Here is a 13,672-nt window from a genome sequence, read left to right as displayed (position 1 = left end):
GACCCTGAAAACCTGATGCCTGTCAAGACTCCCAGGGTTTGCACTAGATCAATGGCAAGGGAATCTGCTGCGGCGCAATAGAAACAATTCTTAAAATCCGTCTCCTCGTGCATTCGGTTTCTCTTGCGTGTTTGCCCTCGAAGGCAAATGCGCATCGCCCCCTATCATTTGCACGCTATTTACTTGGAGACACTATGAAAGCATTGTTCAAGATCGCAGCCATTGCGCTGGCAGCCGGTGCAGCCCTTGGCGCCCACGCGCAGGACTATCCTGCCGCAGGCAAGACGATCACCCTCATCGTGCCGTTCACCGCAGGCGGCCCGACCGACAAGGTGGCCCGCGATCTGGCCGAGTCCATGCGCAAGCAGTTGAACAATGCCACCATCGTGGTGGACAACGCCGACGGCGCCGGCAGCACCATCGGCACGGCCAAGGCCGCGCGTGCCCGTCCTGACGGCTACACGCTGCTGATCAACCACATCGGCATGTCCACGATCCCGTCGCTGTACCGCAAGCTGTCGTTCAACGTGCTCAACGACTTCGAGTACGCCGGCATCATCAACGACGTGCCCATGACCCTGATCGGCCGCCCCAGCCTGCCGGCCAAGAACTTCGCCGAGGTCAAGGACTGGATCGGCAAGAACCAGGGCAAGGTCAACCTGGCCAATGCCGGCATCGGTTCCGCCTCCCACCTGTGCGGCCTGATGCTGCAGGCGTCCATGAAGACGGAAATGACGCCCGTGCCCTACAAGGGCGCCGCCCCCGCGATTGCCGACCTGATCGGCAACCAGGTGGACCTGCTGTGCGACCAGACCACCAACACCACGGGCCAGATCACGGCCAAGAAGGTCCAGGCCTATGCCGTGACCACGCCCAAGCGCCTGACCATGCCCGCGCTCAAGGACCTGCCGACGCTGGCCGAAGTGGGCGTGCCCGACTTCCAGGTCACCATCTGGCACGGCCTGTACGCACCCAAGGGCACGCCGGCCGACATCGTCAAGAAGGTCAACGAGGCCATGAAGGCCGCCCTGAAGGACCCCGAGTTCATCAAGCGCCAGGAAGCCCTGGGCGCCGTGATCGCCAGCGACGGCCGCATCGAGCCCGAAGGCCACAAGAAGTTCGTCCAGGCCGAGATCGAGAAGTGGGGCAAGGTCATCAAGGCAGCCGGCACCTACGCCGACTGATCCCGAGGACCACCACCGCGACGGATCGCCCGGTTGCAACCACGATCAAGCCCGGCTTCGGCCGGGCTTTTTCGTTGGCGGGAGCCGCGCGACAGCAGCGGTGCAGTCTCAGGGCGCCGGCCCGCGCAGCGCCATCACGGCCTGCCAGCTGCCGCCGCGCTGGCTTGCGTTGTAGAGGTTGCTCTGCGTGTTGCTCGGACCTTCGTAGTAGCTGCCGCGCATCAGGCATTGCGATCCCGAGGCCGTGCAGTGCACGAGCTCGACGCCGAACATCAGCGCCGGCCGGCCGCTGGCCCGGTCCAGCACCTGCTCGCCGCCTTTTCCAACGTCGCAGGCCGAAGCCGGCCGCACCTGGCTCTGGCCGCTGAGCAGGGCCAGCGTGCCCGCATCGGGGTCCAGCAGCGCCCAGCCCCGGCCGTTGCCTACGCAGTAGGCCGCCGCCTTGGGGCCGAGGTTGGAGGCGTTGTCCAGAAACAGCAGCGAATACACGGCAGCCGCCGCTCCCGGGGGCGCCTGCGGGCCGGTGGGCGCCTTGGGCCTGTCGGCGCATGCGGCCAGCGCCAGTGTGGCGGCCAGCGCGCCCAGCCAGGGCAGGAATCGGGAGGAATGACGGAGGCGGTGCATGGAAGTCCTTTCTTTCTCGCAATCTGCGTGCGTGTTTAACACGGCGCGCGGCCCCTGCTGCGGCTCAGGCCGGGCCTTCGAGTTCGGCTTGCCGCCGCTCGAACAGTTCAATGAGGTGGTCGGCCACGGCCCGCACCCGCCTTGAATGGGCAAGGTCGGCATGCATGGCAAGCCAGATCGGCTGGTCGGCGCCCAGCTGCGGCTCCACGCAGACCAGCCCCGCCTGCCGCGCCAGGAAATGCGGCAGCACGGCCAGGCCCAGGCCCGCCTGGGCCGCGGCCAGCTGCGCGGACAGGGTATTGGTCTCCAGCCGGCAGGGCCGCCCGCGCAGGGCGCGCGCCATCCAGCGTGCGGCGGGCAGGTGGGCATGGCCGTCATCCCAGCCGATGAAGGCGTCGCCCTCGAACGGGTCCGAGCCGTGGGTGCCCGCGCTTCCGTTTCCGCCGGCGCGGCCTTGCACGTAGCCGGCCGATCCATACAGGCCGAAGCCCAGCGTGCCCAGGCGCCGTATCGTGAGGTGGCCGGCCTCGGGCTGGGTCATGCGCACGGCCAGGTCGGCGTCGCGCCGGTGCAGGTTCAGCGTCTGCACGCCGCTGACCAGCTGCACGCGCAGACCCGGGTGGCGGGCGAACAGAGGGACCAGCGAGGGCGCGATCAGCGGGTTGGCCAGGTTCTCGGCCGTGGCCAGCCGCACCACGCCCGCGACCTGCGCCTGGCTTTGCGCGGCGTCGCCCAGGGCCTGGGCCGCCTGCTCCAGCGCCTCGGCCGGGGCCAGCAGCGCCTGGCCGTCGGCCGTGAGCCGATAGCCGCTCTGGTGGCGGCTGAACAGCGGCATGGACAGCGCGGACTCCAGCCGGTCCAGCCGGCGCGAGACCGTGGCCACGCCCAGCCCCAGCGCGGCCGAGGCACCGCTCAGGCTGCCGGCGCGGGCAATGGCCAGGAAGATGCGGGCGTCGTCCCACTGCAATGGAATGCTCCTTTGTTTTCGGGAATGTTTTTCGGGAATTTTTTCGGGAATGCTTTCCGAAAATGGAAGATCAAAGCGCGATTTTGTCAGTAGGCAAGGCCGCTTCGGAAAACCATACTGGCCCCTTGTTTCAGCAAGAGGATATGCAATGCAACAACGCACACTTGGCCACGATCTGCAGGTATCCGCCCTGGGCCTGGGCTGCATGGGCATGAGCGAGTTCTATGGTCCGCGCGACGACGCCCTGGCGCTGCAGGCGCTGGACCACGCCGTGGAGTCCGGCATCGATTTCCTGGACACGGCCGATGTCTACGGGCCGCACCACAACGAGGAGCTGATCGGCCGCTTCCTGGCCTCGCGCCGGCCGCGCGTGAAGATCGCCACCAAGTTCGGCATCGTACGCAAGGCCGGCGAGTACCGGCGCAGCATCGACAACAGCGCGCAGTACGCACGGCAAAGCTGCGAGGACTCGCTGCGGCGCCTGGGCGTGGAGCGCATCGACCTGTACTACGTGCACCGCGTCGATGCCACGCGCCCCATCGAAGAGACCATGCAAGGCCTGGCGCAGCTGGTGCAGGAGGGCAAGATCGCCCGCATCGGCCTGTGCGAAGTCAGCGCGGCCACGCTGCGCCGTGCCCATGCCGTGCACCCGGTGGCGGCGGTGCAGACCGAGTATTCGCTGTGGACGCGCGAGGTGGAGGAAGAGGTGCTGCCCGCCTGCCGCGAGCTGGGCGTGGGGCTGGTGGCCTATTCGCCGCTGGGGCGCGGCTTTCTCACGGGGCGCTTTCATGGCGGCACGGCCTTCGAGCAGGGCGATTTCCGCGCCAGCCTGCCACGCTTTCAGCCCGGCAACATCGACACCAACCAGGCCCTGGTGGGCGCCGTATCGGCACTGGCGCAGCGCAAGGGCAGCACGCCCGCGCAGATCGCCCTGGCCTGGCTGCTGGCCCAGGGGCCTGACGTGGTGCCCATTCCGGGCACCCGGCGCATCGCCCATCTGCAGGACAACCTGGGCGCGCTGTCCGTGGCACTGACCCCCGCCGAGCTGGACGAGCTGCGGCGCGCCAGCGACGAGCTGCCCGTGGCCGGGCAGCGCTATACGGAGGAAGGCATGAAGGGCATCAACGCCTGAAGGGGCCGGTGGGGCCGCCGGCTTACCAGGTGACGTCGCTGTTCTCGGCGGCGCTGCGTCGCAGCATGTCGATCATGGGCGCGGCGCGCTGGCGCAGGCTGACGGCGTCGCGCGCGCCCGCTGCGGCGCTGTCCTGCTCGCCGTCCTGGGGCTCGTCTTCATGGCTGGCCTTGCGGCGGGCGTCGTCGTCGGCGACGGCGGCCTCCAGCGCCTCGATGGCGGCGGGAATCTGCTGCACCGTGATGATGCCGCTGGCGCCGGGCGTCTTGCCGACGATCTCCAGGACCTGGCGGCCGTTGGATTCGAGCATGATGACGTCGGCCGTGGCACGGGACTTGAACTTGTAGAGCATGGCTATCCTTTTTCTGTGTGGCGTGTCATGCACTCAGCGGTACATGTACTCGCGGTTGAAAGCATAGTCCGATTGAGCCCCCACCATGGGTCCCGACTGGAGCAGTCCATCGGGATGCGTGCACAGCATCTGGTGCAGGGCGATCCAGCCGCGCTCGAATCCCATGGCGCAACCCGCCAGATAGAGCCGGTAGGCGCGCAGCACCTTGGCGGCACCTTCGGCATCGGCATGCTGCTCAAGGATACGCTGCGCCTGCGGCAGCCGGGCTTCCAGTGCGTCGGACCAGTTCCACAGCGTGCGTGCGTAGTGGGGCCGCAGGTTCTCCGTGTCCACCATTTCCAGCCCGCTGTGGCCCATGTCGTGCAGCACGCGGCTCACATGCATCAGCTCGCCGCCGGGGAAGATGTAGCGGTCGATGAACTCGCCCATGCCCGCGCCCAGCTCGGTGTTGTCCACGCCGCCCGCCGTGATGCCGTGGATCAGCGCCATGCCGCCCGGGCGCAGCAGGCGGTGCACGGTCTGGAAGTACTCGGGCAGCTTGGCCTGGCCCACGTGCTCGAACATGCCCACCGAGCCTATCTTGTCGAAAGGCTGGCCGGGCGCCAGCGCGCGGTAGTCCAGCAGTTGCATGTCCACCTTGCCCTGCAGGCCGCGCTCGGCAATCAGCTGCTGCACGTAGCGGTGCTGGTTGTGCGAGAGCGTGATGCCCGTGGCCGTGACGCCGTAGTGCTCGGCCGCCCACACCAGCAGCGCGCCCCAGCCCGCGCCGATGTCCAGGAAGCGCTCGCCGGGCCGCAGGTCCAGCTTGCGGCAGATGTGGTCCAGCTTGGCCTCCTGGGCCTGGGCCAGCGTCATCTGCGGATCGCGGAAGTAGGCGCAGGAATAGACGCGGCGCGGGTCCAGCCACAGGCCGTAGAAGTCGTCGGAGATGTCGTAGTGGAACTGGATCTGCTGGGCATCGCGCGCCAGCGTGTGCGCGGCCATGGAGCGCATGCGGGCCATGGCATGCCCCCACCAGTGCGATGTGCCGCGCACCGGATCGGACTGCAGCAGGCTGGCGGCCACCGCCATCACGTCGCGCATGCGGCCATCGATGTGCACCAGCCCTTCCACGATGGCACTGCCCAGTGTCCCTATCTGCCCGGCCGCCAGGCTGGCGATGGCCGACATGGTCTGGAAATGCAGCACCACCTGCGCATCCGCAGGACCAGCGCGCTGGCCGGACGGCAGGATCACGGCCACGGGGACAGGGAGAGACGCCAGCCGCGCCTCGATGGAGCTCAGCACTTGTGTCATGGCGTTCATTTTTGACAGCAAGGCGCACTGCGTCAATCGCAGCCTGGGCTGTGCATGGCGGGGCATGGCGCCCCGCCACAGCAGGGGGAAATCAGGCGATCAGCTGCCTGTAGTCGCGCCGCGTCTGATCCGTCACCGAAGCAAGCACTTGCTCGAAGGGCGTCTTGTGCCGTGCGACCAGCCGCAGGGATGCCACGGCGCGCGATTTGCAAAACCAATGACAGGTGTACTGCATGAGCAACAGCTCGGCCGTCATCGTGAAGGCGCGCGCACGGCGTTCGTCCTCGTTGGCGCTGTCGGCCACGCGCACGGAGGCAATGCCGCGCGCATGCAGCTGCATGGCGTCGCGCAGATCGAAGGATGACGAGGGAAAGAGCCGGTCCAGATAGGGGAGCGCCACGGGCAGCGTGCTCACGCGCGTGAGCTGCGGATCGGCCGTGGCCATCTCCTTGGCAAAGCGCTGGAACTGCTCGACCAGGTTGGCCTCGGTGTTGTCCAGCACGGTCCAGATCTGGGCACGGCGCTGCTCGTCGTTCTCACCCAGGGCGCGCAGATAGCCTTCGATCAGGCCGCCCATCAGCTTCTCGATCTGGAATCGTCCCAGATACTGGGCCAGCAGCAGGGTATGCCGGCGCTGTTGCTGCGTCTTGAGCAGGTAGATTGCGATGAAGACAATGATCGCCAGCGTGAAGAAGTCCATGAAAGCAGCAAGGGGGCCAAGGGTGCGAGAAGGCTTGAGTGTAGTCAGGCGCGGCCTGCCCGCGATTTTGGTGGGCATAGGCCTGCTGCTGGGCGGCTGTGCCAGCCGGGGGGCCGGTGGCGACGGGCTGGGCTATTACTGGCAAAGCCTGCGCGGGCAAATGCACCTGCTGCAGGCCAGCCGCCCGATTGACGACTGGCTGCAGGACGAGAGCCTTGCGCCCGCACTGCGCGAGCGCCTGCTGTCGGCCCGGCGCATGCGCGCCTTTGCCGTGGAGCGCCTGGGCCTGCCCGACAACGCCAGCTACCGCCGCTATGCCGATCTGCAGCGGCCGTTTGCCGTATGGAACGTGGTGGCCGCGCCGCCCGACAGCCTGGAGCTGCACCGCTGGTGCTTTCCGGTGGCCGGCTGCGTAGGCTACCGGGGCTACTTTGCCGAGGCCGACGCCATGGCCCAGGCACGGCAACTGGCCGACCAGGGCCTGGAGTCCGGCAGCTACGGCGTGCCCGCCTATTCCACGCTGGGCTACCTGAACTGGCTGGGCGGCGATCCGCTGCTCAACACCTTCATCGGCTGGGGCGAGGGGGAGTTCGCCGGCCTGCTGTTCCACGAACTGGCCCACCAGGTGGTCTATGTGGCCGGCGACACGGCCTTCAACGAATCCTTTGCCACCACCGTGGAGCGCCTGGGCACGCCGCTGTGGCTGGCCACCGAGGCCGGCCCCGCCGCCCGCGCACGCTGGGATGCAGGCCAGCTGCGGCGCGCGCAGTGGCGGGCGCTGACCGGCCACACGCGCCAGGCGCTGCAGCAGCTCTACCAGGACCCGCAGCAGCGTGGCCCCGCCATGGCGCAGGCCAAGGCGCAGATCTACCAGCAGTTCCGCAGCGACTACGCCGCGCTGCGCGCGCAATGGCGCAGCGCCGATGCGGCCCTGCTGACCACCGATGCCCAGCGCCAGCTCTACGACCGCAACCAGGCGCGGCTGGACCAGTGGGTGGCCGATGCCAACAACGCCAGCTTTGGCGCGCTGGCCGCCTACGACGACTGGGTGCCGGCCTTCACCGCGCTGTGGAAGCAGTCGCAGACCCAGGCGCCGGCCCAGGCCGGCGGCGAGGCCACCCAGGGCTGGCAGCGCTTCTATGCCGAGGTAGAGAAACTGGCCGCCCTGCCTGCCTTGCAGCGCAACACAAGGCTGTGCGGGCTCATGCCCGCCGATGCGTCCCTGCCGCCTGCCTGCGCCCCGGATCAGGACCGTGCGTCGGTCTCCACGCACGGGTCGCATCCCGGCAACTGAATGCGGGCCAGCAGGCCGTTGGAACTGCCGGGCAGCGGCGACTGCAGCTCCAGGCTGCCGCCATGCTGGGCCACGATCATGGACACGATGGACAGGCCCAGGCCGTAGCCCGGCGACGCCAGCTCCCGCACGGTGCCCTGGGGCAGGCGCAGGTCGTCCACATGGCGCACATGGCGCTCGCGCGCGGTGCTCAGCGCCGCCGCATCCATGCCCGGCCCCTCGTCGCGCACCTGGACGGTGCGGCTGTCGCAGACTTCGAGCAGCACCTCCGAGCCATCGCTGTAGCGCAGCGCGTTCTCCACCAGGTTGCGCAAGGCGATGGCCAGCGTGTCCACATCGCCCGCCACCGGCCCGCAGGGCTGCTCGGGCAGCACCACGTCCAGCCGCAGCTGGGTGGATTCGTCCTGCTGCCAGAACTCGGAGGCCACCATGCTGGCCAGCGCGTCCAGCCGCACCTCGTCCTGCGCCAGCGCCGAGCCCGAGGCCGCGCGCGACAGCTGCAGCAGTTTTTCCGTGCGCTGGCGCAGCCGCTCCAGCGCCTCATAGGCCGCGCGCACATCGGTGTTGTCCACGCCCCTGTCCAGGGCCGTCTGCAGGCGCAGCGTGGCCACGGCCAGCGGCGTGCGCAATTCGTGGGCCGCATTGGCAGCCATGGAGCGCTCCACCTGCACGGCATGCGACAGGCGCTGCATCAGGTGGTTGATGCCCCGGCCCAGGCGCCACAGCTCGCGCGGCATGGCGTCCAGGTCCAGCGGCTCCAGGTTGGCGCCGCCGCGCTCGCTCAGTTGCAGCTGCATGTCGAGCAGCACGCGCAGGCGCCGGCGTGCCGTCGCGCGCAGCACCCAGCCCATCAGGGTCAGCATCGCCAGCATCACCAGCACCAGCGCCAGCAGGGCGCGCTGCAGCGCCTCGCTGCGTTCGGCCAGGGGATCGGCCAGTACCAGAAACAGCGGCAGCCGGGGATGTGCCACCACGTACATGCGCCAGCCCTCGCGCTCGTAAAACCCGTCGCGCATGGGAACGGGAAAGGCCACCACGGGCGCCGCCTGGGTGCGCAGCAGCACATTGCCATGCCGGTCCTGCAACTGATAGACCAGACTCTCCGCCCCGTTGCCGGGCTCCAGCGCCACATGGGGCAGGGGCAAGCCTTCGACCGAGTGGTCCTGCTGCTCCAGCTGGTGCACGGCCACCTCCAGCATGCGGTGGGCACTGTCGATCATCTCCTGGTCGAAGTTGCGGTGCACGATGTGGCTGACATACCAGGCCAGCGCCAGCACGCAGGCCAGCCAGACGGCGGCCAGCGCCAGCGTCAGGTCGCGGGCCAGCTGGTCGGCCAGCCGGGGCGGCAGGCCGGGCTTCTCCCGGCGCCCCTCAGCCATGCTCGGTCACCAGGCGGTAGCCGGTGCCGCGCACGGTCAGGATGCGTTCGCGCCCGAGCTTGCGGCGCAGCCGGCTGATGAAGACTTCCAGCGTGTTGCTGTCGGCCTCGGCGTCGAAGCCGTAGAGCGCATCGAGCAGATGCTCGCGCGTGTACAGGCGCCCCGGATGGACCGTGAGCACGCGCAGCAGCGCCCATTCCTTGGGCGTGAGCAGCAGGGTGCGGCCTGCATCGCGCACCATCTCGCGGGCCAGGTCGATCTCCAGCGTGCCCATGCGCAGCACCGCGTCCTGCCCGGCCTGCATGCCGCCGCCGCGCCGGCTCACGGCGCGCAGGCGGGCCAGCAGTTCCTCGGGGTCGTAAGGCTTGACCAGGTAGTCGTCGGCCCCTGCGTCCAGCCCGCGGATGCGGTCGCTGACCTGGTCGCGGGCCGTCAGCACGATGGTGACGGGCGGCTGCTCCAGCCGGCGCAGCGTGGGCATGAGCGCCAGGCCGTCGCCGTCGGACAGGTGCAGGTCCAGCAGCACGGCCGCGTAGCTGGCGCCGGCCAGGCAGGCGCGCGCCTGGGCCAGAGAAGGCACGCTGTCGATCAGAAAGGCCTTGGAGCGCAGATAGCTGCCGACCGCCTGGGCCAGGGCCTCATCGTCTTCGACCAGCAGGATTCGCATGGGAGGTGGGGCCTTCGCACATCAGGATGCGCTCCGCACATGGGCGGAACAGAGGGGACGGGAGAGGTTCAAGCTGAACGGAGTCTGAACGCGGGGTTCAGATGTTCTTAAGCTGCGAATTCTACGCTCGCGGTCATGCCCGAACGCCTGCTCGCACACCCCCCTCTGGCCAGTTCATCCGCCACCGGCACGGCCTCCTCGTCTACCCAGACCCCCCACACCAGCCTTGCGGCGCGGCTGCGCATGGCCTGGAGCGCCCCGCGCTCGCCCCAGGCCGTGGCCCTGGTGCTGGCGCTGTGGCTGCTGGCCACCGCGAACTGGGCGCTGTGGCTGCGCCTGCCCCACCTCGAAGGCTATGACGGCAGCCTGGCCACCCTGGTGCTGCGCCTGCTGCCGCTGGGCCTGGGCGGCATCCTGCTGCTGCTGTCGCTGACGGCCTGGCCGCGCGGCATGAAGCCGCTGTGGATCGCCCTGCCCTGGATTGCCGGCTCGGCCCAGTACTTCATGACTGCCTACGGCACGGTCATGGACGGCGGCATGATCAACAACATCCTGCAGACCGACCTGCGCGAGAGCAGCGACCTGTTCAACCCCCAGTTGCTGCTGCAGCTGCTGCTGGTGGCCGGCCTGCCCACGGCCTGGCTGCTGCGGCTGCGCATCATCCGCCCGCGCCGCAGCATGCAGACGGTGCTGCGCACGCTGGGGCTGCTGGCCGCCTCGGTGGTGCTGCTGGCGGCATCGGTCTTTGTCTCGTACCGCGAGCTGGCCCCCGTGATCCGCAACAACCTGTGGATGCGCCACATGCTCAACCCCGTGAGCCCCGTGCTGGCCTCGCTGGACGCGGTGCTCAAGCCCATCCTGCGGCCCAAGCGCCCGTTTGCCAGCATTGCGGCTGGTGCCACGCTGGGCGCCACCTACGCGGCCGAGCGCAAGCCGCCGCTGTTCGTCATCGTGGTGGGCGAGACGGCGCGCGCCGCCAACTGGGGCCTGAACGGCTATGCCCGCGACACCACGCCCGAGCTTGCCAAGCGCAAGGTGCTCAACTGGAGCAACGTGACCTCCTGCGGCACCAGCACGCGCGAATCCGTGCCCTGCATGTTCTCGCACCTGGGCCGCACGGGCTTCTACAAGAGCAAGGTGGACTACGACAACCTGGTGGACGTGCTGTACAACGCCGGCCTGGCCGTGCTGTGGGTGGACAACCAGGCCGGCTGCAAGGGCGTGTGCGAACGCATTCCCAACGCCAGCACGGCCGACCGCCTGAACACGCCCGACGGCAAGGCCCTGTGCTCCAGCGACGGCGAATGCCTGGACGGCATCCTGCTCAGCGGCATCGACGAACGCATCGCTGCCCTGCCGCGCGAGCGCCGCGAGCGCGGCGTGGTGCTGGTCATGCATGAGATGGGTAGCCACGGCCCGGCCTACTACAAGCGCTCCACGCCCGAGACCAAGGTCTTCCAGCCCGAATGCCTGACCAATGCACTGTCCAGCTGCACGCGCGAGCAGGTGGTCAACGTCTACGACAACTCCATCCGCTACAACGACCACTTCCTGTCGCAGACCATCGACTGGCTGGCAAGCCAGCAGTCGCACTACCAGACCGGCATGGTCTACATGTCGGACCATGGCGAGTCGCTGGGCGAGATGGGCATCTACCTGCACGGCATGCCCTACGCCATGGCGCCCGAGGAGCAAAAGCACATTCCCATGATTGCCTGGCTGGGCAACCTGGGCGAGCGCACCGGCGTGTCCGAGCGCTGCGTGCGCGGCCAGCTGGACACGCCGCTGTCGCACGACAACCTCTACCACACCACCCTGGGCCTGCTGGACGTGACCAGCCCCACCTACCAGAAGCCCCTGGACGCGCTGGCCGGCTGCCGCAGTTGAGCGGGCGCGGGGCGCAGCCGCCGTTCAGCGCTGCTGCCAGAAGCCCCGGTGCGGCTCCAGCATCTCCTCGTGCAGCGCAGGCACCGGGCCGATGACCTGCACGGCGCGCTGCCCGCGCGCGAAGACCTCGCGGCAAGGCAGGGACAGCGTGGGATTTTCGGGATGGTCGCCCGTCAGCGCCAGCAGCGCCGTTTCCTCGGCGCCGTAGAGCACACGGCCTATGCCGGCCCAGTAGATGGTTCCGGCGCACATGGCGCAGGGCTCGAAGGTGGTGACCAGGGTGCACTGCGCCAGGTAGGCACCCGGATAGTTGGCGGCCGCCGTGCGCGCCAGCGTGGACTCGGCATGGTTCACCGTGTCGATGTTGCCCTGCTCGGCCAGCACGGTCTCGCCGTCGGGCGCCAGCAGCAGCGCGCCAAAGGGGTGGCGACCCATGGCCATGGCCCGCCCGGCCACGGCGCCTGCGCGGCGCAGCTGGCGGGCGGCCTGTTCGTCGGTCAGGGGCGTCATGGGCGTCATGGAAGGCGGCGTCGTGGGTGCGGGCGTCATGGCCGGATTCTCCTTCACTCGCCCTGCGAGCCGCGCCGGGCCCAGCCGGTGGTGCGCTTTTCGATGGCGCTGAACAGCTCGTACATGACCATGGCCATGGCGCCCACCACGATCAGGCCGGCAAAGGCCAGGCCCATCTGCATGGACGAGCCGGCCGACACCAGCAGGTAGCCGATGCCTTCGTTGGCCGCCGTCATCTCGCTGACCGTGGTGCCCACGAAGGCCAGCGTGATCGCCACCTTCAGTGAGCCGTAGAAGTAGGGCATGGAGCGCGGCAGGCCGACCTTGATCAGCACGTCCCAGCGCCGGGCGCCCAGCACGCGCAGCACATCCTCCAGCTCGGGCTCCAGCGTGGCCAGGCCGGTGGCGATGTTGACCATGATGGGAAAGAAGCTGATCAGGAAGGCCGTGAGGATGGCCGGTCCCGCGCCGATGCCGAACCAGACCACCAGGATGGGCACGAAGGCCGCCTTGGGCAAGGCGTTGAAGGCCGTCATCAGCGGATAGAACGCCGCATAGGCCAGGCGCGAGGAGCCGATCAGAAAGCCCAGCAGCACGCCCACCACGATGGCGATGCCAAAGCCCGCCATGGTCACCCAGTAGGTGCGCCAGGCGTGGGCGGCGATGATGCCGCTGAACTCGGCCAGTTGCCGGCCGATGGCCCAGGGGCTGGGGAAGATGAATTCCGAGACCTCGAAGGCCGAGCAGATGACCTGCCACAGCAGGATGACCGCCAGCAGCAGCACCCAAGGCGCCCAGCGTTCCGCGTATTTCTTGTGCATGTGAATCTCCCCCGTTCTATTGTTGGATGGCCGCGCCGGTCTTGCGCATGGCGCCGATGTGGCCGCGCAGCTCGTGCACGATGTCGGTGAATTCGCGCGTGTAGGTCAGCTCCAGCTCGCGCGGGCGCGGCAGCTCGATGTCGCGGCGCACCACGAAGCGGCCCGGGCTCTTGCTCATCACATACACGGTGTCGGCCAGGAAGACGCTCTCGCGCAGGTCGTGCGTGACCAGGATGACGTTGAAGCGCTGCTCGGCCTGCAGGTCGCGCAGCACGCACCACAGCTCCTCGCGCGTGAAGGCGTCCAGCGCGCCGAAGGGTTCGTCCAGCAGCAGCATCTGGGGCTCGTGGATCAGCGCGCGGCAGATGCTGGCGCGCTGCTGCATGCCGCCCGACAGCTGCCAGGGGTACTTGTCCTCGTAGCCGCCCAGGCCCACCTTCTGCAGCAGGGCGCGCGCACGCGCCTCGTACTCCTTGCGCTTTTGGCGGAACAGCGAGCGGTGCGGCTCCACGATCTCCAGCGGCAGCAGCACGTTGTCCACCGTGGTGCGCCAGGGCAGCAGCGACGGCGCCTGGAAGGCCATGCCCGAGATCTTCAGCGGCCCGGTCACGCGCTCGCCGTTGACCATGACGCGGCCCATGGAGGGCATCTTCAGCCCCGTGGTCAGCTTCATGAAGGTGGACTTGCCGCAGCCCGAGGGGCCGACGATGGCGATGAACTCGCCGCGCCGCACCTGCAGGTCGATGGCCTCGACCGCGAAGTGGTTGGCGCGCAGCAGCTCCTCGTTGTAGGCAAGCCAGACGTCGCGGAACTCGACGAAGAAGGCGTCGTCATCGCCGTGGGATGTGGAGGAATTCAT

At 68.7% G+C, this 13,672-nt stretch carries 14 protein-coding genes; 4 read left to right on the top strand and 10 right to left on the bottom strand.

Annotation, left to right across the window (positions count from 1 at the left end; all coding sequences use genetic code 11):
* Nucleotides 1–194 precede the first annotated feature (194 nt).
* The gene (locus DACI_RS05840) at nt 195–1,184 is read left to right on the top strand and encodes a tripartite tricarboxylate transporter substrate-binding protein (protein WP_012203083.1); all 990 of its coding nucleotides are present in this window, start codon (nt 195–197) and stop codon (nt 1,182–1,184) included.
* A gap of 108 nt (nt 1,185–1,292) precedes the next feature.
* Here DACI_RS05840 and DACI_RS05835 read toward each other — a convergent pair whose 3' ends face one another.
* Nucleotides 1,293–1,808 (bottom strand): hypothetical protein, encoded by a 516-nt coding sequence (locus tag DACI_RS05835; RefSeq protein WP_012203082.1) that lies wholly within the window; start codon nt 1,806–1,808, stop codon nt 1,293–1,295.
* Nucleotides 1,809–1,872: 64 nt separating this feature from the next.
* A complete protein-coding gene (locus DACI_RS05830) occupies nt 1,873–2,775 on the bottom strand; it encodes a LysR family transcriptional regulator (protein WP_012203081.1) in 903 nt (300 codons plus the stop codon).
* A 148-nt stretch (nt 2,776–2,923) separates the two neighbouring features.
* Between DACI_RS05830 and DACI_RS05825 the strand changes: the two genes are divergently transcribed.
* The gene (locus DACI_RS05825) at nt 2,924–3,907 is read left to right on the top strand and encodes an aldo/keto reductase (protein ID WP_043780739.1); all 984 of its coding nucleotides are present in this window, start codon (nt 2,924–2,926) and stop codon (nt 3,905–3,907) included.
* 22 nt (nt 3,908–3,929) lie between these two features.
* Here DACI_RS05825 and DACI_RS05820 read toward each other — a convergent pair whose 3' ends face one another.
* Genes DACI_RS05820 through DACI_RS05810 form a run of 3 tightly spaced genes read right to left on the bottom strand, consistent with a single transcriptional unit; the run spans nt 3,930 to nt 6,255 of the window.
* On the bottom strand, nt 3,930–4,259 hold the full coding sequence (locus DACI_RS05820) for a DUF1840 domain-containing protein (protein WP_012203079.1): 330 nt from the start codon (nt 4,257–4,259) through the stop codon (nt 3,930–3,932).
* 33 nt (nt 4,260–4,292) lie between these two features.
* Complete coding sequence (locus DACI_RS05815; protein WP_012203078.1) at nt 4,293–5,621, bottom strand: class I SAM-dependent methyltransferase; 1,329 nt, start codon at nt 5,619–5,621, stop codon at nt 4,293–4,295.
* A 25-nt stretch (nt 5,622–5,646) separates the two neighbouring features.
* Nucleotides 5,647–6,255, bottom strand: a complete 609-nt coding sequence (locus DACI_RS05810) for a hypothetical protein (protein ID WP_043780736.1) — start codon at nt 6,253–6,255, stop codon at nt 5,647–5,649.
* A gap of 22 nt (nt 6,256–6,277) precedes the next feature.
* Between DACI_RS05810 and DACI_RS05805 the strand changes: the two genes are divergently transcribed.
* Nucleotides 6,278–7,549, top strand: coding sequence for an aminopeptidase (locus DACI_RS05805; RefSeq protein WP_043780734.1), 1,272 nt, complete (start codon nt 6,278–6,280; stop codon nt 7,547–7,549).
* On the opposite strand, the gene DACI_RS05800 is transcribed toward DACI_RS05805, so the two are convergent.
* Together DACI_RS05800 and DACI_RS05795 are read right to left on the bottom strand one after the other, a co-directional pair.
* Nucleotides 7,501–8,928 carry a sensor histidine kinase gene (locus DACI_RS05800; RefSeq protein WP_012203075.1) on the bottom strand — a complete coding sequence of 476 codons (1,428 nt, stop codon included), beginning with the start codon at nt 8,926–8,928 and terminating at the stop codon, nt 7,501–7,503. The genes DACI_RS05805 and DACI_RS05800 overlap by 49 nt on opposite strands.
* Nucleotides 8,921–9,595, bottom strand: a complete 675-nt coding sequence (locus DACI_RS05795; protein ID WP_012203074.1) for a response regulator — start codon at nt 9,593–9,595, stop codon at nt 8,921–8,923. The genes DACI_RS05800 and DACI_RS05795 overlap by 8 nt, the downstream gene beginning before the upstream one ends.
* Nucleotides 9,596–9,730: 135 nt before the next feature.
* On the opposite strand from DACI_RS05795, the gene DACI_RS05790 reads away from it, so the two are divergent.
* On the top strand, nt 9,731–11,482 hold the full coding sequence (locus DACI_RS05790) for a phosphoethanolamine transferase (RefSeq protein ID WP_012203073.1): 1,752 nt from the start codon (nt 9,731–9,733) through the stop codon (nt 11,480–11,482).
* Between the two features lie 24 nt (nt 11,483–11,506).
* Here DACI_RS05790 and DACI_RS05785 read toward each other — a convergent pair whose 3' ends face one another.
* The 3 genes from DACI_RS05785 to DACI_RS05775 are packed head-to-tail and all read right to left on the bottom strand — an operon-like array spanning nt 11,507 to nt 13,672.
* Complete coding sequence (locus tag DACI_RS05785) at nt 11,507–12,031, bottom strand: nucleoside deaminase (RefSeq protein ID WP_012203072.1); 525 nt, start codon at nt 12,029–12,031, stop codon at nt 11,507–11,509.
* A gap of 14 nt (nt 12,032–12,045) precedes the next feature.
* Entirely contained in the window at nt 12,046–12,813 is a 768-nt protein-coding gene (locus DACI_RS05780) for an ABC transporter permease (protein ID WP_012203071.1), read from the bottom strand.
* Between the two features lie 16 nt (nt 12,814–12,829).
* Complete coding sequence (locus DACI_RS05775) at nt 12,830–13,672, bottom strand: ABC transporter ATP-binding protein (protein WP_012203070.1); 843 nt, start codon at nt 13,670–13,672, stop codon at nt 12,830–12,832.

Source organism: Delftia acidovorans SPH-1, from assembly GCF_000018665.1.
Taxonomy (GTDB): domain Bacteria; phylum Pseudomonadota; class Gammaproteobacteria; order Burkholderiales; family Burkholderiaceae_C; genus Comamonas; species Comamonas acidovorans.
The sequence above is the reverse complement of the archived record's forward strand: the minus strand, read 5'-3'. Positions and strand labels throughout refer to the sequence as shown.